Origin of the sequence: Brevibacillus choshinensis (assembly GCF_001420695.1) — a bacterium.
In the GTDB taxonomy this organism is placed as follows: Bacteria; Bacillota; Bacilli; order Brevibacillales; family Brevibacillaceae; genus Brevibacillus; species Brevibacillus choshinensis.
Genome location: NZ_LJJB01000013.1, coordinates 1,428,766 through 1,449,783, shown reverse-complemented (window position 1 = coordinate 1,449,783; position 21,018 = coordinate 1,428,766). Strand labels below are relative to the sequence as shown.

The 21,018-nt window shown below is 47.1% G+C and carries 20 protein-coding genes and 1 pseudogene; 15 read left to right on the top strand and 6 right to left on the bottom strand.

The genetic code is table 11. From position 1 onward, the window contains the following. Positions 1 to 23: 23 nt before the first annotated feature. Positions 24 to 647 carry an FMN-binding negative transcriptional regulator gene (locus AN963_RS27280; RefSeq protein ID WP_055747630.1) on the bottom strand — a complete coding sequence of 208 codons (624 nt, stop codon included), beginning with the start codon at positions 645 to 647 and terminating at the stop codon, positions 24 to 26. Between the two features lie 119 nt (positions 648 to 766). Here AN963_RS27280 and pdxR point away from each other — a divergent pair, with 119 nt between their 5' ends. Further along, a complete protein-coding gene (gene pdxR, locus AN963_RS27275; protein ID WP_055747629.1) occupies positions 767 to 2,146 on the top strand; it encodes a MocR-like pyridoxine biosynthesis transcription factor PdxR in 1,380 nt (459 codons plus the stop codon). 287 nt (positions 2,147 to 2,433) lie between these two features. Here the strand turns inward: pdxR and AN963_RS27270 are convergent, their stop codons facing one another. From AN963_RS27270 to AN963_RS27260, 3 genes and pseudogenes are all read right to left on the bottom strand, one after another. Further along, positions 2,434 to 3,873, bottom strand: coding sequence for an amidohydrolase (locus tag AN963_RS27270; RefSeq protein WP_055747628.1), 1,440 nt, complete (start codon positions 3,871 to 3,873; stop codon positions 2,434 to 2,436). A 100-nt stretch (positions 3,874 to 3,973) separates the two neighbouring features. Then, positions 3,974 to 4,345 (bottom strand): annotated as a pseudogene (locus AN963_RS30620) (TRAP transporter large permease subunit); the annotation flags it as partial. Positions 4,346 to 4,706: 361 nt separating this feature from the next. Further along, positions 4,707 to 5,210, bottom strand: coding sequence for a DinB family protein (locus AN963_RS27260; RefSeq protein ID WP_055747626.1), 504 nt, complete (start codon positions 5,208 to 5,210; stop codon positions 4,707 to 4,709). Positions 5,211 to 5,621: 411 nt separating this feature from the next. Here AN963_RS27260 and AN963_RS27255 point away from each other — a divergent pair, with 411 nt between their 5' ends. The 3 genes from AN963_RS27255 (at position 5,622) to AN963_RS27245 (ending at position 7,940) form a co-directional block, all read left to right on the top strand. After that, entirely contained in the window at positions 5,622 to 6,074 is a 453-nt protein-coding gene (locus tag AN963_RS27255) for a YhcN/YlaJ family sporulation lipoprotein (protein WP_055747625.1), read from the top strand. A 456-nt stretch (positions 6,075 to 6,530) separates the two neighbouring features. After that, entirely contained in the window at positions 6,531 to 7,406 is an 876-nt protein-coding gene (locus AN963_RS27250) for a radical SAM/SPASM domain-containing protein (RefSeq protein ID WP_055747624.1), read from the top strand. A gap of 99 nt (positions 7,407 to 7,505) precedes the next feature. Beyond that, on the top strand, positions 7,506 to 7,940 hold the full coding sequence (locus AN963_RS27245) for a HEAT repeat domain-containing protein (RefSeq protein WP_055747623.1): 435 nt from the start codon (positions 7,506 to 7,508) through the stop codon (positions 7,938 to 7,940). A gap of 68 nt (positions 7,941 to 8,008) precedes the next feature. Here AN963_RS27245 and AN963_RS27240 read toward each other — a convergent pair whose 3' ends face one another. Then, the gene (locus AN963_RS27240; RefSeq protein WP_055747622.1) at positions 8,009 to 8,416 is read right to left on the bottom strand and encodes a carboxymuconolactone decarboxylase family protein; all 408 of its coding nucleotides are present in this window, start codon (positions 8,414 to 8,416) and stop codon (positions 8,009 to 8,011) included. Between the two features lie 104 nt (positions 8,417 to 8,520). On the opposite strand from AN963_RS27240, the gene AN963_RS27235 reads away from it, so the two are divergent. The 3 genes from AN963_RS27235 (at position 8,521) to AN963_RS27225 (ending at position 10,006) form a co-directional block, all read left to right on the top strand. Continuing rightward, positions 8,521 to 8,883 carry a MerR family transcriptional regulator gene (locus AN963_RS27235; protein WP_055747621.1) on the top strand — a complete coding sequence of 121 codons (363 nt, stop codon included), beginning with the start codon at positions 8,521 to 8,523 and terminating at the stop codon, positions 8,881 to 8,883. Between the two features lie 86 nt (positions 8,884 to 8,969). After that, on the top strand, positions 8,970 to 9,512 hold the full coding sequence (locus tag AN963_RS27230; RefSeq protein WP_236708106.1) for a LuxR C-terminal-related transcriptional regulator: 543 nt from the start codon (positions 8,970 to 8,972) through the stop codon (positions 9,510 to 9,512). A 29-nt stretch (positions 9,513 to 9,541) separates the two neighbouring features. Continuing rightward, positions 9,542 to 10,006, top strand: coding sequence for a GNAT family N-acetyltransferase (locus tag AN963_RS27225; RefSeq protein ID WP_055747619.1), 465 nt, complete (start codon positions 9,542 to 9,544; stop codon positions 10,004 to 10,006). 193 nt (positions 10,007 to 10,199) lie between these two features. Here the strand turns inward: AN963_RS27225 and AN963_RS27220 are convergent, their stop codons facing one another. Continuing rightward, the gene (locus tag AN963_RS27220) at positions 10,200 to 10,583 is read right to left on the bottom strand and encodes a VOC family protein (RefSeq protein WP_055747618.1); all 384 of its coding nucleotides are present in this window, start codon (positions 10,581 to 10,583) and stop codon (positions 10,200 to 10,202) included. 220 nt (positions 10,584 to 10,803) lie between these two features. On the opposite strand from AN963_RS27220, the gene AN963_RS27215 reads away from it, so the two are divergent. From AN963_RS27215 to AN963_RS27180, 8 genes are all read left to right on the top strand, one after another. Further along, positions 10,804 to 12,579, top strand: coding sequence for an amidohydrolase (locus AN963_RS27215; RefSeq protein WP_407922571.1), 1,776 nt, complete (start codon positions 10,804 to 10,806; stop codon positions 12,577 to 12,579). A 1,060-nt stretch (positions 12,580 to 13,639) separates the two neighbouring features. Next, complete coding sequence (locus tag AN963_RS27210) at positions 13,640 to 14,695, top strand: fatty acid desaturase (RefSeq protein WP_055747616.1); 1,056 nt, start codon at positions 13,640 to 13,642, stop codon at positions 14,693 to 14,695. Between the two features lie 62 nt (positions 14,696 to 14,757). Then, positions 14,758 to 15,897 carry a sensor histidine kinase gene (locus AN963_RS27205; RefSeq protein WP_055747615.1) on the top strand — a complete coding sequence of 380 codons (1,140 nt, stop codon included), beginning with the start codon at positions 14,758 to 14,760 and terminating at the stop codon, positions 15,895 to 15,897. Then, entirely contained in the window at positions 15,894 to 16,493 is a 600-nt protein-coding gene (locus tag AN963_RS27200; protein WP_055747614.1) for a response regulator transcription factor, read from the top strand. The genes AN963_RS27205 and AN963_RS27200 overlap by 4 nt, the downstream gene beginning before the upstream one ends. Positions 16,494 to 16,690: 197 nt before the next feature. Next, entirely contained in the window at positions 16,691 to 17,440 is a 750-nt protein-coding gene (locus tag AN963_RS27195) for a DeoR/GlpR family DNA-binding transcription regulator (RefSeq protein ID WP_055747613.1), read from the top strand. 54 nt (positions 17,441 to 17,494) lie between these two features. Continuing rightward, on the top strand, positions 17,495 to 19,036 hold the full coding sequence (locus tag AN963_RS27190) for an FGGY-family carbohydrate kinase (protein ID WP_055747612.1): 1,542 nt from the start codon (positions 17,495 to 17,497) through the stop codon (positions 19,034 to 19,036). A gap of 22 nt (positions 19,037 to 19,058) precedes the next feature. Further along, entirely contained in the window at positions 19,059 to 20,159 is a 1,101-nt protein-coding gene (locus AN963_RS27185; RefSeq protein WP_055747611.1) for a M42 family metallopeptidase, read from the top strand. Between the two features lie 32 nt (positions 20,160 to 20,191). After that, positions 20,192 to 21,001 (top strand): BtpA/SgcQ family protein, encoded by an 810-nt coding sequence (locus tag AN963_RS27180; RefSeq protein WP_055747610.1) that lies wholly within the window; start codon positions 20,192 to 20,194, stop codon positions 20,999 to 21,001. Positions 21,002 to 21,018: the final 17 nt, after the last annotated feature.

The following is a 21,018-nucleotide window of genomic DNA, read 5'->3' as shown; positions in this document are numbered from 1 at the left end:
ACTCCTTGTTGTATTTTTGCACATCATTTAAATAAATCTTTCCGTTGCTCACGCATCCACTGAGCAACCTGAATTTCCCCTTGTTCATTAGATTTTTCAAGCTCAGCAACAATCGATTTATAATCGGTGTTATTACGATTCTGGCTCATTTTGGCTGAAGCTTGAATAGAGGTGATTTCAATTTCAAAACCAACTATTCCTTTCAATTCGCTCTCAAGCAACTCAGGATTAAACGTATCCCAGAGCCGACCATTTTCTCGGTGAGATTCATAGTGTTTAAGCATAGAATCCAAAGCCGATTTCAGCTCATCCTTTGTGAGTACACGTGCTGTTCCATAAGCATGTACAGCGAGATAGTCCCATGTGGGAACCTCGTCGCACTCATACCAACTTGACGAAATGTAAGCGTGCGGTCCTTGAAAAATAAGTAAAACATCACTATTATTATCCAAAGTTTTCTTCTGCATGTTTCCGTATGCAATGTGCCCAGTCGCAAAGATTTTCCCTTCATCTTCACGAATTTCCAACGGAATGTGCGTAGCCAACGGGCGATGTTCATTAACAGTAACCAATAAGGCAAACGGGTAAGACTTCATCATTTGAACGGCCTCATCATGTTCCATACGATATTGCTTCGGAATGTACACAATAATCATTCCTTCAACTTGTAATGAAAAATAAATATCCGATAAAAAAACAATATTATACACGCTGACATAAAAAAAGATACAATAACAAACAAATATACATGTCAGAGGGAATTCAAATGAAAAACACCATTTTTACCTTCAAAGATAACTCTCCTAAATACAAACAAATCTACGAGAAATTTAAATCATTTATTGAGCAAGGCGACATAAAAGCGGATGAGCCATTGCCCTCCATTCGTCAACTTGCAGATTCCTTACATGTAAGCCGTAATACAACATTAATGGCATATGAACAACTTGTTGCTGAAGGGTATATTCGTGGAGAGGGCCGAAAAGGTTATTTTGTAAATGAATTAGAGCCCCTTTTATTTCAAGAGGCTCGCAGCTCTTCTAATCACAAGCAAACAGAGCCGGTACCACCTATTCGCATTGATTTCCGCGCAGACGTCGTCGATCAATCGCATTTCCCTTTAAAAATGTGGAGGAGGATCTCGAATCAAGTATTAACGGTAAAGGACAGCTTTCGATACGGGGAACCTTTTGGCGAATTGTGCCTACGCGAACAAATCGCAGCATATATACTCCAGTCTCGTGGGGTGAGAACAGACCCAAATGCAATCATTATCGGAAGTAGTACCCAACAAATGCTTGTGTATCTCGGTATTGTCCTGAAACATGATTTTTCTAGCATTATTGTGGAGGATCCTGGTTACGATGGCGCTAGGGAAGCTTTTCAATTAAATAGTTTTACGCTTGAAATGTTACCCGTTTATGAGACAGGTGCAGATTTTTCACACTTAGAACATATGAAATCACGATTAATTTATGTGGCGCCGTCCCATCACAGTCCATACGGGGTAAGCATGCCCATTCAACAAAGGCATGCACTTATCCATTGGGCAAAAAAGATGCAAGGATATATTATCGAAGACGATTATGATAGTGAATTTCGCTATACACAACAACCATTTCCCGCTCTCGCTTCCATAGATTCAACGAGAGTTATTTATCTTGGAAATTTCTCAAAGTGCTTTCTTCCAGGAATTCGTTTAAGTTATATGGTCTTGCCGCAGCCACTTATAAACGGTTATAAAAATCAATTCACACATTTCGAGAGTACCACTTCACTACTCAGCCAATTCTCAATGGCGAAATTTATGGAAGAAGGGGAATGGAATCGCCATATTAAGCGCATGCGTCTTGTTTATAAACGTAAAATGCAGCACTTAGTTTTTGAATTAAGGAATCATTTCAAGCGAAATATATTTATAATTGGCGAGCATTCTGGTTTGTACTTATTAGTCAAAGTACACTTGGAGCGTTCAGAAGAATGGCTTATTCAACAAGCTTCCATTCAGGGGGTTAAAGTCTATCCTACTTCACTCTTCTTCATTAAAAACAAAACCGATAAGCCAATTATTAAACTTGGTTTCAGTAATTTATCATGTGATGAAATCCAGCTTGGTGTGAAGCTGTTAAAAAAGGCTTGGTTATAAAATACATCACACGTTTGCCACTTTAGAACGCCTTCCTACTGGTAGATCGGCTTTAAAAACTGCGTGGGATCAGTTAAACCAAAGAAGATGTTACTAGCAAGGTAACCTGGACGAGTAGCAGAAGAGCCTAGCCAGCGTGGAGAAAAATGTGATTAACGCATAAATGGCAGGTTCGGCTACTTTAAGAGTTACATGGCAACGGCCATTTGTTCTTATCCGATTCGTCATGCAGCAAAAGAAAAAAGCCTTTCCGTCCGGTTGTCCCGGCAGAAAGGCAGCTTTTGACTCTATTTTTGCGGTTTGTTTTTGTGGAATTCTAATGTTTGTTCCACTTCTTTTACTTTGTTGTATATGTCGGTCATGTCTTTCAAATCCGTCTGATAGTCATAGGTCTTCAGCATTTTGTTTTCTACGATGATTTTCCCGTTGACGATCACATCGGTTACGTTTTGTGGGCCGGCAGCATAAGCAAGCGTCGCGTACGGATCGTAGGTTGGGAATGTGTTCGGAGCATGGACATCGACTATGATGATGTCCGCAAGTTTACCTTCTTCCAAGGATCCGATTTTGTCTCCGAGGCCTAGTGCCTTGGCTCCTCCGATGGTGGCCAGCTCCACTACCTTGCTTGGCGGCATCAGACTTTGGTCTTTGTTTACCAGTTTATGGACGCGAGCAGCATATCCCATGGTTCCAAATACATCCATCGTGTTGGAGCTCATTGGTCCGTCCGTTCCCAGTCCCATTGCGATGCCTGCCTGATCAATCTTGATGGCAGGAGCAACACCTGTCGCTCCCTTTGTATTGGCGATCGGATTGTGGGCAATGGAAGCCCCTCTTTGTTTTATCAATTGGATATCCTCATCCGAGATGTGGATGGCATGGGCCAAAATGGTGTTCTTGTCCAAAATCCCGATTGAGTCAAAATATTTGATCACTGAATCGGATTTCACACCAAACTTTTTCTCGATTCGCTGCGTCTCGTCAGCAAACTCGGCTGCGTGAATGATAAACGGTACCTTGTATTTGTCAGCCAGAGCCTTCGACGCCTTGAGCATCTCAGGGCTTACTGTGTATGTAGCATGTGGAGCCACGGCAGGTATAATCAAATCATTGTTTTTATACTGCTTAATGAACTCCTCGGCATATTGGAGTCCACCGTACGGCTTTGGAGCATCTACGACGGGAGAACTAATGACGGTCTCTCCCAGCACCCCTCTGATCCCAATGGTTTCTGTCGCCTTTGCGATTTCGTCTTCGTGATAGTACATATCGGAGTAGGTGGTCACTCCACCCATGGCCATTTCGATGACACCGTGGATGGACGCTTTATAGATCAGGTCACGGGAGAGAAGCTTGCCCTCCAGCGGGAAAAAGACCTCGAACAGTCTGTTTCCAACCCCCTCCTCCCCGATGCTGCGGAAAGCGACCATCGGCACGTGGTTATGGGTGTTCACCATGCCGGGCATCACAATATCTCCGCCTGCATCTACAACCTTGGGTGCGCTGTATTCATCCGCCAGCTTTTCATCGCCGACGGCCACGATCTTGTTGTCCTTAACAACAATTGTTCCGTTGGCAAAGCGATCCTTCTTGCTGTTCATGGTCAGGACATGTCCATTTTTGATGATGAGATCAGCATTTTTCTTCTCGATAGCATGAGTCGTTGAAAAAGTTACCGAGGCGAGTGCTACGGCCATTACAGATAATAAAGTCCATTTCTTCTTCATGTGGTTCCTCCAGCCTAAACATTGAATTGAATAATCATTATAACATGTTCGAATTTTAATTCAATTAGGCTTAACTGACTGAACCAACTGTTATCGCGGCTAGAATGATCCCAGGAATGATACCCGCCAAAAACATTTTTCCAATGGTACGCCTGAACCTACGCCGTAGATGATAAACAGCATGCTAGGAGGGATGATTGGACCGAGCAGCGCGGCGGAAGCGGTGGTAGCAGCGCTGAATTCGCGGCTGAATCCGTTTTGTTCCATCTCGGGCACCATGACCCGACTCATGATAGCCGTTTTGCGCTGAGGCTGACCCGATGATGGAGGCAAGAAACATGTTGCCCAAGACATTGACGTAGGCAAGTCCCCCACGGTAATGCCCGACGAAGTCTTTGGCAAAATGAATCAGTCGGCGCGTGATTCCACTGGCATTCATGAGTTCCCCCGCGAACATGAACAGGGGGATGGCCGATGATTCGAGCATTGTGGGATATGGAACGAAATTTGCTGAGATATAAAAAGGGAAACCGGCTGCGGTTGGTTTGGCTTTAGCCGTGGGATCGTCTATTCGCCGCCTTTGGTAAAAACAGATTAAATGGGAGGGGTGATGGAGTAGCTGCCTGCTGTTCAGTGAAAATAAAGTATTAGACCGGAACCCCTTATGGTACAAGGAGTCCCGGTCTTCTAAATCACTAGATATTTGAAAATTAGTTTTGAATCAACGTCAGAATGAAGCGATTCATGGATCTAAACCGAATAATAAATGATTCTACAATATCGGATGGAAATGTAATATAAGAAGCCTGACGATTAGGTTTGGGTTTGTTGAACTACATTTGAGGGGCTTCCATACCAAACTTTGCCCATTCCTCTTTTGAAGGGCCAAAAATTCCTGGGACAGTTAATCCTGCCTGTCGCATAAGAACCGTCATTTGTCCTCGATGGTGGCCTTGATGTTGAATCAAAAACATTAATAGTGAACCATTTGGCATCTGTTGACCTATAAATTCGATACGTTCTTGTAGTGTATGGTCAGACCATTCTTTTTTTAATGCTTTTACAAATGCATTACTAGCTTGATGATAACTGTCTGCTATAAACTGAGCCGTAGTAGGAACGGGATAATCTTCGGCTGGGGCATCAAAAGTTAAGTTTGTATTTGAAGTAATAATACGAATGGCAGCAACTGTATGCCAAGCAATACGTCCTAAAGTCCAATTTTGAGAAGTTATTTCCTGTTTCAGTGATTCATCAGTCAGATTACTCAGTAGTTTCTGCGTAGCAGCAGCTTCGAACTCCCAAGATTTTAAAAAATGGTCTAAGGTTTGGAACATAAAAAAATCCCCCTTATCATTTTTGTTTAATTCTTCTATTTTAAAAACGATACAAGAAAGATTTGAATAATACGTTAATTGATATGTCCAATAAAATCTACACTAAATCCTTCTTACTCTAACCTCTTCTAACCAGCAGCCTCTGTTGTTTTGCTAAGCTATCATACCCGTTTGTTGAATAGCTGGCCACCAGTCTAACACTTTATTTCTCAGTTTATTACTTTATTTTACAGTCTATAACTTTATTTTTATGGAACACCTGCATACCGGTGGAAGGAGACAGACGAGGCCGTGGATGCGGTCCAGCTATGTCATGAATAACAGGAGAGGACAACGTTGGAATGATGAACATAGAAACAGCGAGACAGGAAACGCTATAGGTATGTTATCGCGATAGGAGGCTTTTCCATTTTGCGTACCATACTACTTGTCGTGTCTATGTGTCTATTCGTTGCAGGCTGCAATCCGCAATCAAATCAACAGGCAAAGACCAAGTCTGCAGCAGAAGATCCGCTGTGCAAACCGACCCCGATTCGTTACTATGATTCGGAACAGAAAGCAAAAGCAATAACAGAACAGGTAAAGGGCATTGACAAAGCTGTCGCCGTTCGGATCGACGATGAGTTGGATGTTGCTATTGAAGTGAGCAACTTTAATCGCTTTCGCTTGGAATCCATTGAAAAAGAAGTAGGGGAAAAATTAAAAAACAGTTTTCCAGATGCCAAGATTCACGTAACGTCGGATAAGAGATTGATCAAGGAGTTGCAAAATCTCAACAGTACTCCTTGGGCGGCGGACAATCAAGCTGAAGCCTGCAAGCAAAAGAAAACACTAAAACAAATTGAAAAAGACATGAAGGGGTAGGAAAGGAAGTACCTCCCGCCACGAAAGGATGGGAGGCTTTTTTGATTCAGCAGTAAGCTTGTCCAAAAGCAGCAGACTATTCCTTCGGCAACAGGGACCTTTAGACTTCCGGATGGCTACAGTATCAGATCCGTGACAAAGTTGATACTTTTATTCAGGATAAAGGTCTGGCGAGCGAGAGTGACTTTGTAAAGAGAGGTATAGCGTGGTGGGCGATTGATGCTGCCAAGGCTATTAGAAATAAATAAATTCAGTGACACGGCCCGCTGCAGATCAATCCATCTGTAAGGGGCCTCTTCTTTTTTGTTCTTAGGGCCGAATCTACCATTTTTCACATAGAAGCACACCCCAACCAGAAACCCCCGTTACCCCCAAAACCCGCCCTATGTTACTATGAAGGTTATACGATCAAGCAATTATCATCTAAACATAGACATCCGGAATGGGGACAAAATCTTGAAAACGTTTAAAAAAGTTTATATAGAAATTACCAGCGTCTGCAATCTCGCCTGTAGCTTTTGCCCGCCTACGGAGCGCACGAAGAGCTTTATCAAGGTGGAAGACTTTTCGAAAAGATTAGACGAGATCAAACCGCACACCAATTTTATTTATTTGCACGTCAAAGGGGAGCCGCTTCTTCATCCCAAGATCGATGAGCTGCTAGATATCGCCCACGAAAAAGGCTTCAAGGTCAATATCACGACAAACGGTACGCTAATCGCAAAAAATCGGCATAAATTGCTCGGAAAACCTGCCCTGAGACAAATGAACTTTTCACTCCATAGCTTTGATGGACATGAGGGTTCTACCAACCGCGAAGGATATTTGCGGGAGATCCTCTCCTTTGTTCGGGAGGCCGAGCAGTATAAAGTCATCTTTTCCTTCCGCCTGTGGAACCTGACGCAAGACAACGCCACAAACATTCAAAAGAGTAGAAATCGCCAGACGCTCGAAGTGATCGAGAAGGAATTTGGCCTGGATTATAAGATCGAAGAAATGGTAGTGCCCGGCAGCGGTGTGAGAATCGCCGAAACCGTCTATTTAAACCAAGATTATGAGTTCCAGTGGCCGAGCTTGACAGCGCCTGAGGATGATGGAAAAGGCTTCTGTCATGGCCTTCGCACACAGGCAGCCATTCTCGAAAACGGGACTGTCGTGCCATGCTGTCTAGATGGCGAAGGGGTCATCAATCTAGGCAACATCAACCAGACATCCTTTTCCGACATCGTGGATGGCGAGCGCGCGAATAACCTCGTCGATGGATTTTCTCGCAGGGAGGCTGTCGAGGAATTGTGTAGAAGATGCGGGTATCGCCAGCGGTTTGGAGCGTAATGTTTGCGGATTGGATGCGACAAATGGAATCAAAGGTGTTGTAAATGGGCAAGTAGTGCCATAATAGTAGTGACGAAAGACAAAAGGAGATTGAGCCGTTTGAATACGAGTGAAGTGAAAAATGAGTTTCCCCCTCATTATGAGGATTTAAAAAAATCAGCCAATCGCACGTCGAATTGGAGAGAACGTTTAGAAGCTGTTGAAGAGCTGGGTAAGTGGAAAGACGCCCAGACAATTGGTTTATTAAAGCGTATCTTGATCAACGATTCCGTGTACAAGGTACAACAAGCAGCCTTCTACAAGCTCAAGGGATTTGGCGAAGCCGTCCAATTGCCGCCACAGAAAAAAGGTGATTTGATTAAAGGAACAACCAAGAGCCTGGTAAGGATCAAGAAGAGCTTACCAAAGGGTCATACGTTTGAAGAGTTCCGAGAGAAGCTACAAAAGATGAGAACGGATATATATGATTCATACGAAGGTGAAAAAGGGGACGACTTTGACCAGTGGCTCGAAAGCACATGGTCCTCGTTGTAGATAGAACAATAGAAATGGTATAGCGAGAGGGTGGAGAGATGTATGTTATCTTTCCACCCTTCCCTTTTTTAGATTCCTAATGAAACGTTCTTCTCCAGAACCACATTTCGTTCTTCAAAAACATGCTTCGCTGTAAATATAGCATTTAGCACACGGGGAAAACCTGTATAGGGAATGCAATGGGTGATCGCTTCGATGATTTCATGGGCAGTGAGTCCGACATTGAGTGCTGCATGGATGTGGACATTGAGCTGTGGTTCACATCCACCTTGGGTTGTCAGGGAAGCTATAGTCACAAGCTGTCGTTGCTTTAAGTCGAGACCTTCTCTGGAATAAATCTCTCCAAATGCAAATTCCACTACGTACCTTCCCAGATCAGGAGCAATGTCTTTCAGTGATTCAATCACACGCTGGCCCCCTTCCCCGTCCACTTCCATTAACTTATCCCATCCGCGTTGAAAGCGTTCTGTATCCATGTCAAAACCTCCCGTTGTAAGTAATGAGTCATTCGAGAGTAAATGTTATCGTTTCGAGTGCACTCTAATGCAATGTTTTTTTATTTGGGTATATAATCACTTACATGGATAAACAATTCGCGATTCAACAAGCTGCTAAAATCACAGGACTTACCGTGCATACGTTGCGGTACTACGAAAAAATAGGATTACTGGATGGAGTAGCGCGTAATGAGCAGGGATATCGTCAGTATTCGGAGTCTGACCTAGCATGGATTGAATTCCTCATTCGCTTGCGAGAAACGGGAATGACTATCTCTGACATGAAAGGTTTTTCTGATTTACGTAGCGAGGGGATCTCTACCGTACGGGCGAGGAGGCACATGCTAGAAGCGCATCAAGAGAAGATAGAGCTTCAAATGAGAGCTCTAGAGGAAAATTTGGAGAGCATCAAAAGGAAAATTGACTACTACAAGACCCTCGAGTGAGAAGACGTTCACCATGGCAAAGCCATTAAATTAACAAAGGCTGACGGTGATCCCTTAGTCGGGCGTGACGGCTCGGGCTTGGCCATTTGGCAGAAGGAATTATTTCCCTGCAATCAACCGGGATGGTATATTTAGGGGAAATAAGGGAGGACATACGATCATACCCGATCATCTTTTCAGCGATTCGTGAACGTCAGGCAAAGTTTTGTACGGGACTCGACTATCTGAAGCAAATGAGCACCAAAGACATCATGCCATCTACGATACATTCCATGCTTGTGGTACCGATCTGCTGCGGACCTGTCGTTGTCGGATATATTTGCAGCTCCGATTTTGAGTCAGAACCATTTGATGAACACTCGCTCTCCTCATTCACGTTGTACGGGAAGCAGGTGGGCAAAATCATGTTAGGTGCAACGGGAGCAGAAAATCATCAACAGCTGTTAAGCAAAAGGGAACTGGAAGTCATGCGAAGAATAGCTTGGGGAGAAAATACGAAGGAAATGGCTGACTCGATGGAGATCAGTGAATTCACAGTAAAGCAGTACGTCAAATCCGCCATCAAAAAGCTGGGAGCACAAAATCGGTCCCATGCGATCGGGGAGCTGTATCGCAGAGGGTTCATCTAACGGGACGAAGTGCGGAAAGGAAGTCTAGCATGAGCATTCAATTGAGGTCTGTGACCAGAGAGAATTGGTTGGAAGCGCTGGCCTTGCAAGTAAAGGAAGAGCAGAAGGACTTAGTGCCGACAGTAGCGGTGTCACTCGCAAAAGTGTACATCAAGCCGGACGGGGATGGGGTAGAGTACCTCCCTTTTGCGATTTATCACGAGGACAAGATGGTCGGATTTATGATGCATGCCTTCGTCGAACAGACGTCAGATATGTACTGGATTAATGGCTTTCTGATTGATGAGAGCCAGCAGGGAAAAGGCTACGGGAAAGCTGCTCTACGTCAGATGATTGACTATATTACAGGTCGGTTCTCTCAATGTCGGGAAGTGAGGCTGACCGTATACCCACACAATTTTTCTGCCTTCCAGCTGTATCGCCGCCTGGGATTTGTAGAAACAGGTGAGCAGTATGACGGTGAGTTGGTCATGAGATTCCCTGTTGCTACCTAGTGTGTAGTAGATAAATGAACAGCAAAAAGAGCCACTTTCTCGTTAGAGAGTGGCTCTTTTAATCATATCGGGTGATATCCACACAGCAAAGGCTTGGGGAGAAGCAGGTTTCCGATCTGCGCTCCGCCTGGAAACCTGCTTCTCCTGCGATCTTTTGTGGTTTTAAGCAACCTGTTTTTGCGAAAGATGGCCATTATCTTTGGAGGAATTCGACCCATTCGCCCTCAGGTCCAAAGATAAAGAAATAGCGATAGCCGTTTGGCAGCGTGACAATTTCAGGATCAACGAATTGAGCCCCGAGCTTGCTGACACGCTCGTATTCTTCTTCGAGGTTGTCTACGTTTATGGCAAAATGGTGCACTTTTCCCTCGGAAGGAAGATTGTCGTTATAGCCATGGATGATTTCCAGCTCCGTCTCGTCGGAGTTGCCAAAGCCGAGAAAAGCCAGTTGGAAGATTCCGTTAGTGTGCGTGATTTTGCCTTTCAGTTCAAAGCCAACAATCGTTTGATAGAATTCGATGGCCTTCTCAAAATCTTTTACGACCATACCTACGTGGTCAATGCGCTTTTTCGCCATTTTGTATACGCCCCATCTCTTATGAAATGATAGTCTCTTTTTATTTAAGAATCATAATTCCGAGTTGTCAAGTGTGGATTGGTTTGTGTGTATGAACAAACCAGCATATAACGACGTGAAACTCATGGAATTTTCAGAGTTGCAATGCTAAAATCGTTTTTGTGCTTTCAGAGAGAAGCAACATAGAAGTAGATAGGTGGGGATCTATTTGTTCAAGAAAATGACCAGCGCTCTGCTCGTCACAGCGTTGATGAGCCCGATGGCTGCATTCGCACAGTCGCCGGGGTCGACGAAGTCGCCAGGGTCGACGCAGTCTGCGGGACAAGCATCAGGTAAAGCAGTGATTGCGGTTGTACAACCAGCGGATCAAGTATTCACGAATGGCGTCGTATACACCGTGGATCGAAACCGTAATGTCGTACAGGCTGTCGCCATTCGCGGCGATCAGATCGTCTATGTCGGAAGTGACGAGGGCGCGAAAAAGTACATAGGGAAAAGCACCAAGGTGACGGACCTGCAAGGCAAAATGCTACTGCCAGGCTTCATCGACAGCCATACTCATGCGAGCAAAACGACAGGACTGATCTATTCCATTGATTTATTTGACGGTGGCTCTCTGGATGAGTACGTGGAGACAATCAAAGCATTTATCAAGGAGCATCCGCAGGAAGAAACATTTCAGGGCCGTGGCTGGAGCAATCCAGTAGCACCTGGGATTGGTCCGCGCAAAGAGGTTCTGGATGCTATCGATGCGAAGACGCCGATCGCTCTGACCTCCGATGATGGACATTCGCTGTGGGTGAACTCCGCGTCGCTTGCGCTTGCAGGCATCACGAAGGATACGAAAAATCCAGAAGGTGGCATCATCGAGCGCGATCCGAAAACGGGTGAACCATCAGGAACACTGCGTGAAAAGGCGATGGACCTCGTACTGAAAAAAATCGGTGGCTACACCGTTCAGCAGTACAAATCCGGGATTGAAGAGTATCAGCACAAGGCAGTAGAGCGCGGCGTAACCACCGTGCGTGACCCTGATATGCTGCGCTATCCAAACGTGCTCGAAGCGTATGAAGAGCTGGCCAAGGAAAACAAGCTGACCATTCGTTTCCGCAATGCTGTGACAGCCAATCCGGACAAAGGTCCTGAGCAAGTCGCAGAGTTCGTAAAGATCAGAGAGCGCGACCAATACCCGTTGTTCCAAGTGAACGCGGTGAAAATCTTTATGGACGGGGTAATCGAGGGAGCGACCGCTTACCTGGAAAAACCATATGAGCATAAAGAAACAAACGGTGAGTTGATCTGGAAGGTAGACAATTACAACAAGACGGCAGCGGCCGTAGACAAAGCGGGCTTCCAACTGCATGTTCATTCCATCGGAGATGCTTCTACTCGGATTGCGCTGGATGGCATGGAATACGCGGAAAAACAAAACGGTGCACATGACGCTCGCCACTCACTCGTGCATCTGCAGCTAGTCAATCCACAAGATATCGAGCGCTTCAAAAAGCTCGGCGCAGTCGGCATTGTTCAACCGTTCTGGTTCATGCAGGAGGATGGCTACTACGACGAGATCGAGGTTCCGTATCTGGGACAAGAGCGTGCAGAGAAAGAGTACCCGATGAAGAGCTTTATCAATCAAGGGGTACACATCGCGTCTTCTAGCGATTACATCGTAACGCCAGAATTCAATCCGCTTCATGGCATTCAGCAAGGGGTTACGCGGATTGCAGAGGGAGAGACCGATCCGAGCAAAATCGCAAATCCGGATGAGCGCGCGACGTTGGCTGATATGATCGCGAGCTTCACCATTGATGGCGCCTACGCTAACCATGTTGAGGACATCACGGGATCGCTGGAACCAGGCAAAAAGGCAGATCTGATCGTTTTGGATCAAAACCTGTTTGAGATGCCTGCGACCAAGATTAAAGATGTAAAGGTTCTCTTGACGGTGGTGGAAGGAAAAGCAGTTTATCAGATTCAACCAGAAAAGAAATAAGAGGATAGGAAAATAGGTGTTCCAGAGTCGGTCAGATGACTTTGGGGCACCTGTTTTTTGGTCTACTACGGAAAGTATAAAATTTGATGAGCCATTAATTTTATCCAAAGAATAAAAATGGGTGATACCAACATAGCTGAGGTGGGGAGAAGCAGGTTTCCGATCTGCGCTCCAGCCACACCCTACGCAGAAGATTAGACTGTCCGCTCCACAACGATTCACGGGGAAGCGGTAAAGTAGTAGCCGCTCCGCAGGGAATACAGAGGTACCGCTTCTGGATCCCGTGAATTCGTTGTTACGCTCAGCTGGGTTCCGGAGTCGCTCCGCCTGGAAGCCTGCTTCTCCTGCGAGCTGTTGTGGTTTCTAGCTACCTGGTATTAAGAGGTTCAAGGGATCAATAGCTTAATATCCCAATCGTTACGCTTCGAAGGACATAAGGTGAATCAAGAGAAGAACGAAGTCGTCAAATATGTCTTTTCGATGTGTCAAGGGAGCGATTGAATAAGGAAAACCAAGCTTTCGTTCTTCAAAGACATGGTTCCATGTAGGTTTTTCTCAAAGGAACTCCCAGGAAAGCCCACAAAGTACGGCACGTGGATGAGCCAAAGCTGGGCTGAGGAAAAAGGGGAAATAAGCGGAAGATCTTAGGAACACCAGCCAAGGCGTAATGGAAAAAAACGAAACACGCCTTTAAGTGTCCACCTCTGAGAAGCATCCTGAGACGGCTGCTTTGGACGCGGTTTTGTTTTTTGCATGGAGCCGGCAGGGATGACCCCCAGCAGGTGTTCCTACGAAGCTGGAGCGTCTTCCCCTTTTTCCTCTCCGCCACCACAGTCTGATCGACCGCAAAACCAAAGGACGGGGCCAACCAGATAATTCCCTTATTGGAAAATACAATGAAGAAACCGCTTACACCCATGACATTTGTCATACCCTCGACTTGACGTTTATGACTACAGCAAAAAGTCTGTATTTTCTACAATATAAGTGAAAAGCATAAAGCGTTTGACTCCTGTCTGCCAGGCGTCCAGCGCACGCGTCAGATCGAGGAGGATATGCGATGCACCAATCCAACATTGCCCATTTGAAGAAAGAGGTTGCTCCTTATGAAAAAACGGATACGAGAGCAAGTATCCGCCAACTGATTAACACGATCGGGCCGCTATTGCTACTCTGGTATGCAGCGTATCTCTGCCTGCCTGTATCGTATTGGCTCACCCTTCCTTTGACGATTATCGCTGCCGGATTTACAGTCCGCACGTTTATTATTTTTCATGATTGCTGCCATCAATCGTTTTTTAATAGCCGCCTGGCCAATGACATTCTCGGCATTATTACGGGTGTCTTGACACTATGTCCGTATGAGCAGTGGAAAAACAGTCACTCCATTCATCACGCGACCAGCAGTAACCTCGATAAACGAGGAGTTGGCGACATTTGGATGATGACGGTCGAAGAATATACGTCTGCATCGTCGTGGACTCGCTTCGCCTATCGAATTTACCGCCACCCGATCGTTTTGTTCATATTTGGTCCTACCTTTGTATTCGTATTTCAATACCGTTTCAACCGCAAAGCTGCTAGACGCAAAGAGCGTTTGAACACCTATTTGACGAATGGCCTGATCGTTGGTCTGTATGCACTCATGATTTGGGCAGTTGGCTGGCAAGCGTTTCTGATGATCCAAGGCCCTATCTTTTTCGTATCCGGTCTGCTTGGTGTCTGGCTGTTTTATGTCCAACACACGTTTGAGGACTCCTACTTTGAAGAGGAAGCTGAGTGGAGCTACGTAAAAGCTGCGGTCGAAGGAAGCTCCTACTACAAACTGCCAAAAGTACTGCAATGGATTACAGGCAATATCGGATTCCATCACGTGCACCATCTGAGCCCTAAGGTTCCTAACTACAATCTGGAGAGAGCACATAACGAAACAAAGCCACTCCAGCAGGCAACTACGATCACATTGGCATCCAGCTTGAAATCGCTGCGCTTCCGCCTGTGGGACGAGGAGAATAAAAGGTTCGTCGGTTTTCAGGATCTTGGTCGTCCAGCAGCTGTAGCGGATGCTTTGACGGACTCCATTCCGGTGCCAAGAGCGAGTTTGGAAGGAAAATAACCCTGCATAACCTGATCGTTTGGGATACACTTAGCATAAGTGGCAAGAAAAGGTGGGCAACTATGCAGAAGTGGTATCAAATTCTTCATAAAAATACTGGCCTCAGCCCGTATGTCTGGGTGGTCTTTTACATCCTCCCGTTTTACTTTATCTTCCGGTCCTCCTCCACATATGAAGTGGTGATCGGGATCGTGATGATCTTGATGTTTTTTATCTGCTACGTGCTCTCCTTTTTATCCAAAGGGTGGGCCGTCTATTTTTGGACGAGTTTGCAAATCATTATTTCGATTGCGATGACTGTCCTGTTCGGCTACGTGTACTTCTCGCTATTTCTGGCTTTCTTCATCGGACATATTCAAAATAAGATCGGATTCTTTACGCTGTATACGGTCCATCTGATCAGTACGGTGGTCACGATCAATCTCGGCTTTTTATCGAAAAACGCGGAGTTTTTCAGGCAGCTGCCTTTCGTCCTCGTCAGCCTCGTAGCTGTGATTTTGCTTCCCGTCACGACGTACAACTGGAACAAGGGAGAGAAGCTGCAGGGACAGCTGGAGGATGCGAATAAAAAGATTTCCGAGCTGGTCAAGCTGGAGGAACGTCAGCGAATCGCCCGTGACTTGCATGATACGTTGGGACAAAAGCTGTCGTTGATCGGGCTGAAGAGTGATCTTGCCTCCAAGTTGATCAGTAAAAATCCGAGTCGTGCCCAAACGGAGCTGGAAGAAATCCGTCAGACTGCGAGGATCGCCCTCAAGGAAGTGCGGGAAATGGTCACCCAGATGCGTGGGACACGGCTGGAGGATGAGCTGTTTCGGGTCAAGCAGATCACCAAAGCAGCAGAGATTGACTTCGTCTTGGAGGGAGATCCCAACCTGCAAAATACCTCGCTGATGACGGAGAACGTACTCAGCATGTGCTTGAAGGAAGCTGTCACGAACGTCGTAAAGCACAGTGGAGCGACTACTTGTTCCGTTGTGATAGAGCCGACGCGAACGGATTTGCTGCTAAAAGTCAGGGATGATGGAATCGGCATGGCAGCGGAATACGCGTACATCCGCGGGAATGGTCTGCGGGGCATGAAGGAAAGGCTCGAATTTGTAAACGGTAGCATGGATATCGAATCAGCAGAAAGCGGAACAACGGTCGTGATCAAGGTACCAAACGTCTTCAAACAACCGGAAAAGGAGGCGGGGGTATGATTCGAATTGTCATTGCCGAGGACCAGCGGATGCTGCTGGGTGCTCTGGCGTCCCTGCTCGATTTGGAAGAGGATATGAAGGTCGTCGGTCGGGCGAGCAACGGGGAAGATGCGGTGAAGCTCGTTCATCTCCATCAGCCGGACATTTGCATCATGGATATCGAGATGCCGGTCAAAAGCGGGCTGGATGCTGCAGAAGAATTAAAAGGCTGTGGCTGTAAAGTAATGATCCTCACGACGTTTGCCCGTCCAGGCTATTTTGAGCGGGCGCTGAAAGCGGGAGCCAATGGTTATTTGCTCAAGGACAGTCCCAGCGAGGAGCTGGCCAGCTCGATACGCAGCATCATGGCTGGTCGACGTATATATGCGGCAGAGCTGGTGGATGAAGCCTACGGACAGGAAAATCCGCTGACCGAGCGGGAGAAGGAAGTGCTGGAGCTGATTGCCGACGGTAAAAACACCAAGGAGATTGCCAGTCAGCTGTTCCTTACGACAGGAACCGTCCGTAACTACATCTCGGTGATTCTCGACAAGCTCGGGGTCAGCAACCGCATTGAGGCGATTACGCATTTCAAGGAAAAAGGTTGGTTCAAATAGAAAGTCAGTCATAAGAGCAGCGACTAGTCGGATAGAGGCTAGTCGTTGTTTTCTTTTTCCTAGTATTGCAATCGTTTTCATGATCACATATGATCGAAGTAACATTTCGAAATGATCAATTTCTGATTATTCATGATTTTTAATTGATCGAATATGATCGTTCATGTATTATTTCATTCAAGAGGAGATCGATAAGTATGGCGACAGATCGCGAGAAAGAGATTCTGAATTTTCTAAACGAAAAATCCCCATTGAGCGTAGAAGAATTGGCGGCGTCCCTGCACGTATCCGAGGTCACCGTCCGCAGAGATCTGACCGCGATGGAAAAGCAAGGAATGATCGTCCGCAAAAGGGGAGGAGCCTCCCTTCCCGAGCTAGGATTCGAGCCGATGTTCAACCAGCGGCAAAAGAAAAATCACGAGCTCAAGCAATCGATCGCCAAGTATGTGGCAGACACGGTCCAGGAGGGCGAAGTGATCGCACTGGATGTCGGTACCACAACGGCCGAATTGGCGAGGGAGCTGACAAAGCGCTCGGGCATCACGGTGTTTACTTCGTGCATACAGGTCGCTTCGATCCTCGCCAAGAGCAATCTCCAGGTGTATATGATCGGTGGGCTGATCCGCAAAACGGAAATGTCGATGGTCGGCAGTATCGCTCAAGAGACGATCATGAAGTTCAATTTTGATCGCTTTTATCTCGGGGTAGCCGGAATCAGTCTGGAAACGGGCCTCACGGATTACAGCATCGAGGAGACCGAAATCAAACGAGCCTTTATCAATCGTTCGAAAGAAGTCATCGCCCTCGTCGACAGGACCAAGTTTGGGCAATCTTCCTTGATCAAGGTATGTGAAGCAGAGCAGATCGACGAAATGATCACGAATAAAGGTGACTTTGACGGGGAGCTTCCCGAGGATCATTTCCAAGGCAAAATTACCTACGTCTAATAGGTGACAGCATGAAGGATGCGATCATCTCGGTTTGCGAGGGGAGTGAATGACGTGGCTTATGTGCTGGGGATTGATATTGGTACCTATGAGTCAAAGGGAGCGCTGGTAGATGAGGCAGGGAAGCTCCTTGTGAGCGAGGCGGTAGCCCATCGGCTGGAAATCCCGCAACGAGGCTGGGCCGAGCATGATGCGGAGCAAACATGGTGGCATGACTTTACCCAATTGAGCAAAGCCATCACGCAAAAGGCAGCTGACAAATACGGGATCCGACCAGAGGAAATCAAAGCGGTGGGGGTCAGCTCGATCGCCCCGGCTGTCGTCCCGGTGGATGTCGAGGGAAAGCCGTTGCGTAAAGCGATTCTGTACGGAGTAGATACGCGCTCCCAAAAGCAGGTCCATGAACTGAATGAACAAATCGGAGAAGAACGGATTTTTCAAGTAGCCGCGCAATCCTTGTCTGCTCAGTCGGCAGGACCGAAAATTCTCTGGATCCGCCAAGAGGAGCGGCACATCTACGAGCGAACGGCCAAGTTTCTCTGTGGCTCGGGCTACCTCGTCTACAAGCTGACAGATGAGCAGATCATCGACCGTTACACGGCTGCGTCCTACGCTCCCCTCTTTGACATTCATCAGCTGAAATGGAGCACGGAGCTGGCGAGTGCGATCTGTGAGCTGGATCAATTGCCCCGACTCACCTGGAGTCATGAGATTGTAGGCGAAGTGACGAGGCAGGCAGCAGACCAAACTGGATTAGCGCAAGGAACAAAGGTGATCGCGGGCACAGCTGATGCGCTCTCCGAGGCGATCAGTGTCGGAGCGGTGCACAAGGGCGATCTGATGCTCATGTACGGCAGCTCTACCTTTTTTATTCTCGTAGCTCCCCACTTACCCAAAACGCAAACCTTGTGGGCCAATCTGCACGCAGTCCCTGGCTCACACACGATTACAGGTGGTACGGCTACAGCAGGCTCCCTCACCCGATGGTTCATTGATCAATGGTTGTCCGTAGCGGGACAGAGAGGGGATCCTTCCACTGGTGGTATGACGGTCGATGAAGCATACACGTATGCGACGAAGCTGGCAGAGCAGAGTCCACCCGGTGCAAATGGACTGCTCACCCTACCCTATTTTAGCGGAGAGCGAACACCCATTCATCATGCAACGGCAAAGGGTGTGTTTTTCGGACTCACCCTCCATCACACGCAATCGGACATGTATCGCTCGATTCTGGAGGGCATCTCGTTTTCCATTCGCCACAACATGGACGAAATCAGGAGTATGCAGGTTCCAATCCATCGCGCTGTCGCAGTAGGGGGTGGCGTCAAGAATCGCCTTTGGCTGCAAAGTGTGAGTGACATTTGTCAAATGACGCAGGTCATCCCGGAAATTACACTGGGCGCGGCTTACGGAAACGCCTTTTTGTGTGCGCTGGGACTCGGCTGGTATCGAGACATCACGGAGATGGATCAATGGGTGAGAGTGAAGGAAGAGATCACACCACAAGAGGCTCATCAGCCTTTATATGAACGCTACTATGAGCTCTATCACCGACTGTATCGGCAAACACGTGATTTGATGGATGAGCTAACTTAACCAAACAACGGGGGAACGAAGCATGAATCCAGATTATCGAAAAATGAAAGAGGTTCTGCGTGACTTGACGTCTTGTTTGGCTTTGTCTGGTTACGAGGATTCTGTCATTCGTTATGTGAAGGAGAGACTGGCGGGCAAGGCAGAGGAGATCCAGATCGATCCGCTTGGGAATGTCATCGTGCGCATGAATCGATTGCAGACGGAAAATCCGTATCGGGTCATGGTGTTCGCTCATATGGACGAGTTGGGATTGGTGGTGACCAAGATTGAAGAAAGTGGTTTTTTGCGCTTGGAGCGGCTGGGAGGGATTCCGGAGAAGAGCTTGGCAGGCACGACACTTTTGATCGAAGCAGAGGGAAAACAGTGGAACGGCATCGTTGGCACTAAATCCCATCATGTCACAAAGCAAGACGAAAAATATAAGGTGCTCCCGGTGAACGAGATCTATGCCGACTTTGGCTTTCGGAGTAAACAGGACGCCCTGGATGCAGGAATATCGGTTGGTACGCCTGTAGGGTACGCCCGGCAGTTTTTTGACAATGGCTCCATCGTTTTCAGCAATACGCTCGACAACCGTGTGGGCTGCCTGACCCTGCTAGAGCTGGCAGATCGCTTGCAGGATACAGGACTGCCGTGCGAGCTGTACATTGTCTTTTCCGTGCAGGAGGAATTTAATTTGCGCGGGGTGCTGCCAGCCGTTCGAAGGGTAAATCCACATTTGGCGATCACGCTGGATATTACGATCGCGACGGATACCCCCGATCTGAAAGGAAGCGCAGATATTCGCCTCGGAGGTGGCCCAAGCATCGGCATGTACACCTTTCATGGGAGAGGTACGCTGGGTGGACTGATCCCCAATCCCAAGCTGGTGAGGCATTTGCAAAAGATCGCGAGAGAACAGGAGATTCCATTACAACAAGCGGTATTTATGGGGATTCTGACGGATGCTTCTTTTAGCCAGCTGGAGAATGACGGCATCCCGATGGTGGATCTCGGCTATCCGGCACGATACACACACGCTCCGGTAGAGGCAGTCGACTTGCAGGATGTCGAGCAGCTCATTTGCTTGCTGGAAAAGCTGTTGCTCACGTGTGATCACGGGCTGGACCTGAGCCGCGGGTAACCTATTACATATCAGAGGAGTGGAGTCAATCAATGACTTGGTTAAATGAAGTAATCGGAACGGAAAAAGCGATTATCGCCATGTGTCACTTGCTCCCTTTGCCGGGTGATCCTTCTTTTCAAAAAGAAAAAGGGATGGAATACGTCGTGGAAATGGCGCGAAAGGATTTACGAGCTCTTCAGGATGGCGGTGTGGATGCCGTGATGTTTTCCAATGAATTTAGCCTGCCGTATTTGACCGATGTAAAGACGGAGACGGTAGCGGCGATGGCGAGAATCATCGGGGAACTAAAGAGCGACATCAAGATTCCTTTTGGGGTCAACGTGCTCTGGGATGCAAAAAAATCGCTCGATCTGGCTGCGGCGACAGGGGCGCAATTTGTCCGTGAAATCTTTACCGGTGTCTACGCGAGTGACTTTGGGATCTGGAACACCAATGTCGGCGAAACGGTGCGGCATCAATATCGGATCGGTGCGGAGAATGTAAAGCTGCTCTTTAATATCGTACCGGAAGCGGCGAAGTACTTGGCGGATCGGGATATTGAGAATGTCGCGAAATCCACTGTGTTTAATAATCGACCGGATGCTTTGTGCGTATCGGGTTTGACGGCAGGGACAGAGACAGATTCGCAAATCCTGAAGCGGGTAAAGGAAGCGGTACCCGAAACGGTCGTATTAGCAAATACCGGAGTCCGCATGCAAAATCTGGAGCAGCAGCTATCCATCGCGGATGGAGCAGTGGTCGGTACTACTTTTAAATTAGACGGAAAATTCGAAAATCATGTAGATCAAGTGCGAGTCCGAGCTTTTATGGAAAAGGTAAAAGCGTTTCGACAGGGGTAGTGCATGACATGTGACAA

Excerpts from the sequence above, each read along its gene's own strand:
- pdxR (WP_055747629.1), top strand. The coding sequence starts at position 767 with ATGAAAAACACCATTTTTACCTTCAAAGATAACTCTCCTAAATACAAA.
- AN963_RS27270 (WP_055747628.1), bottom strand. The coding sequence starts at position 3,873 with ATGAAGAAGAAATGGACTTTATTATCTGTAATGGCCGTAGCACTCGCC.
- AN963_RS27260 (WP_055747626.1), bottom strand. The coding sequence starts at position 5,210 with ATGTTCCAAACCTTAGACCATTTTTTAAAATCTTGGGAGTTCGAAGCT.
- AN963_RS27240 (WP_055747622.1), bottom strand. The coding sequence starts at position 8,416 with ATGGATACAGAACGCTTTCAACGCGGATGGGATAAGTTAATGGAAGTG.
- AN963_RS27235 (WP_055747621.1), top strand. The coding sequence starts at position 8,521 with ATGGATAAACAATTCGCGATTCAACAAGCTGCTAAAATCACAGGACTT.
- AN963_RS27225 (WP_055747619.1), top strand. The coding sequence starts at position 9,542 with ATGAGCATTCAATTGAGGTCTGTGACCAGAGAGAATTGGTTGGAAGCG.
- AN963_RS27220 (WP_055747618.1), bottom strand. The coding sequence starts at position 10,583 with ATGGCGAAAAAGCGCATTGACCACGTAGGTATGGTCGTAAAAGATTTT.
- AN963_RS27215 (WP_407922571.1), top strand. The coding sequence starts at position 10,804 with ATGACCAGCGCTCTGCTCGTCACAGCGTTGATGAGCCCGATGGCTGCA.
- AN963_RS27210 (WP_055747616.1), top strand. The coding sequence starts at position 13,640 with ATGCACCAATCCAACATTGCCCATTTGAAGAAAGAGGTTGCTCCTTAT.
- AN963_RS27205 (WP_055747615.1), top strand. The coding sequence starts at position 14,758 with ATGCAGAAGTGGTATCAAATTCTTCATAAAAATACTGGCCTCAGCCCG.
- AN963_RS27200 (WP_055747614.1), top strand. The coding sequence starts at position 15,894 with ATGATTCGAATTGTCATTGCCGAGGACCAGCGGATGCTGCTGGGTGCT.
- AN963_RS27195 (WP_055747613.1), top strand. The coding sequence starts at position 16,691 with ATGGCGACAGATCGCGAGAAAGAGATTCTGAATTTTCTAAACGAAAAA.
- AN963_RS27185 (WP_055747611.1), top strand. The coding sequence starts at position 19,059 with ATGAATCCAGATTATCGAAAAATGAAAGAGGTTCTGCGTGACTTGACG.
- AN963_RS27180 (WP_055747610.1), top strand. The coding sequence starts at position 20,192 with ATGACTTGGTTAAATGAAGTAATCGGAACGGAAAAAGCGATTATCGCC.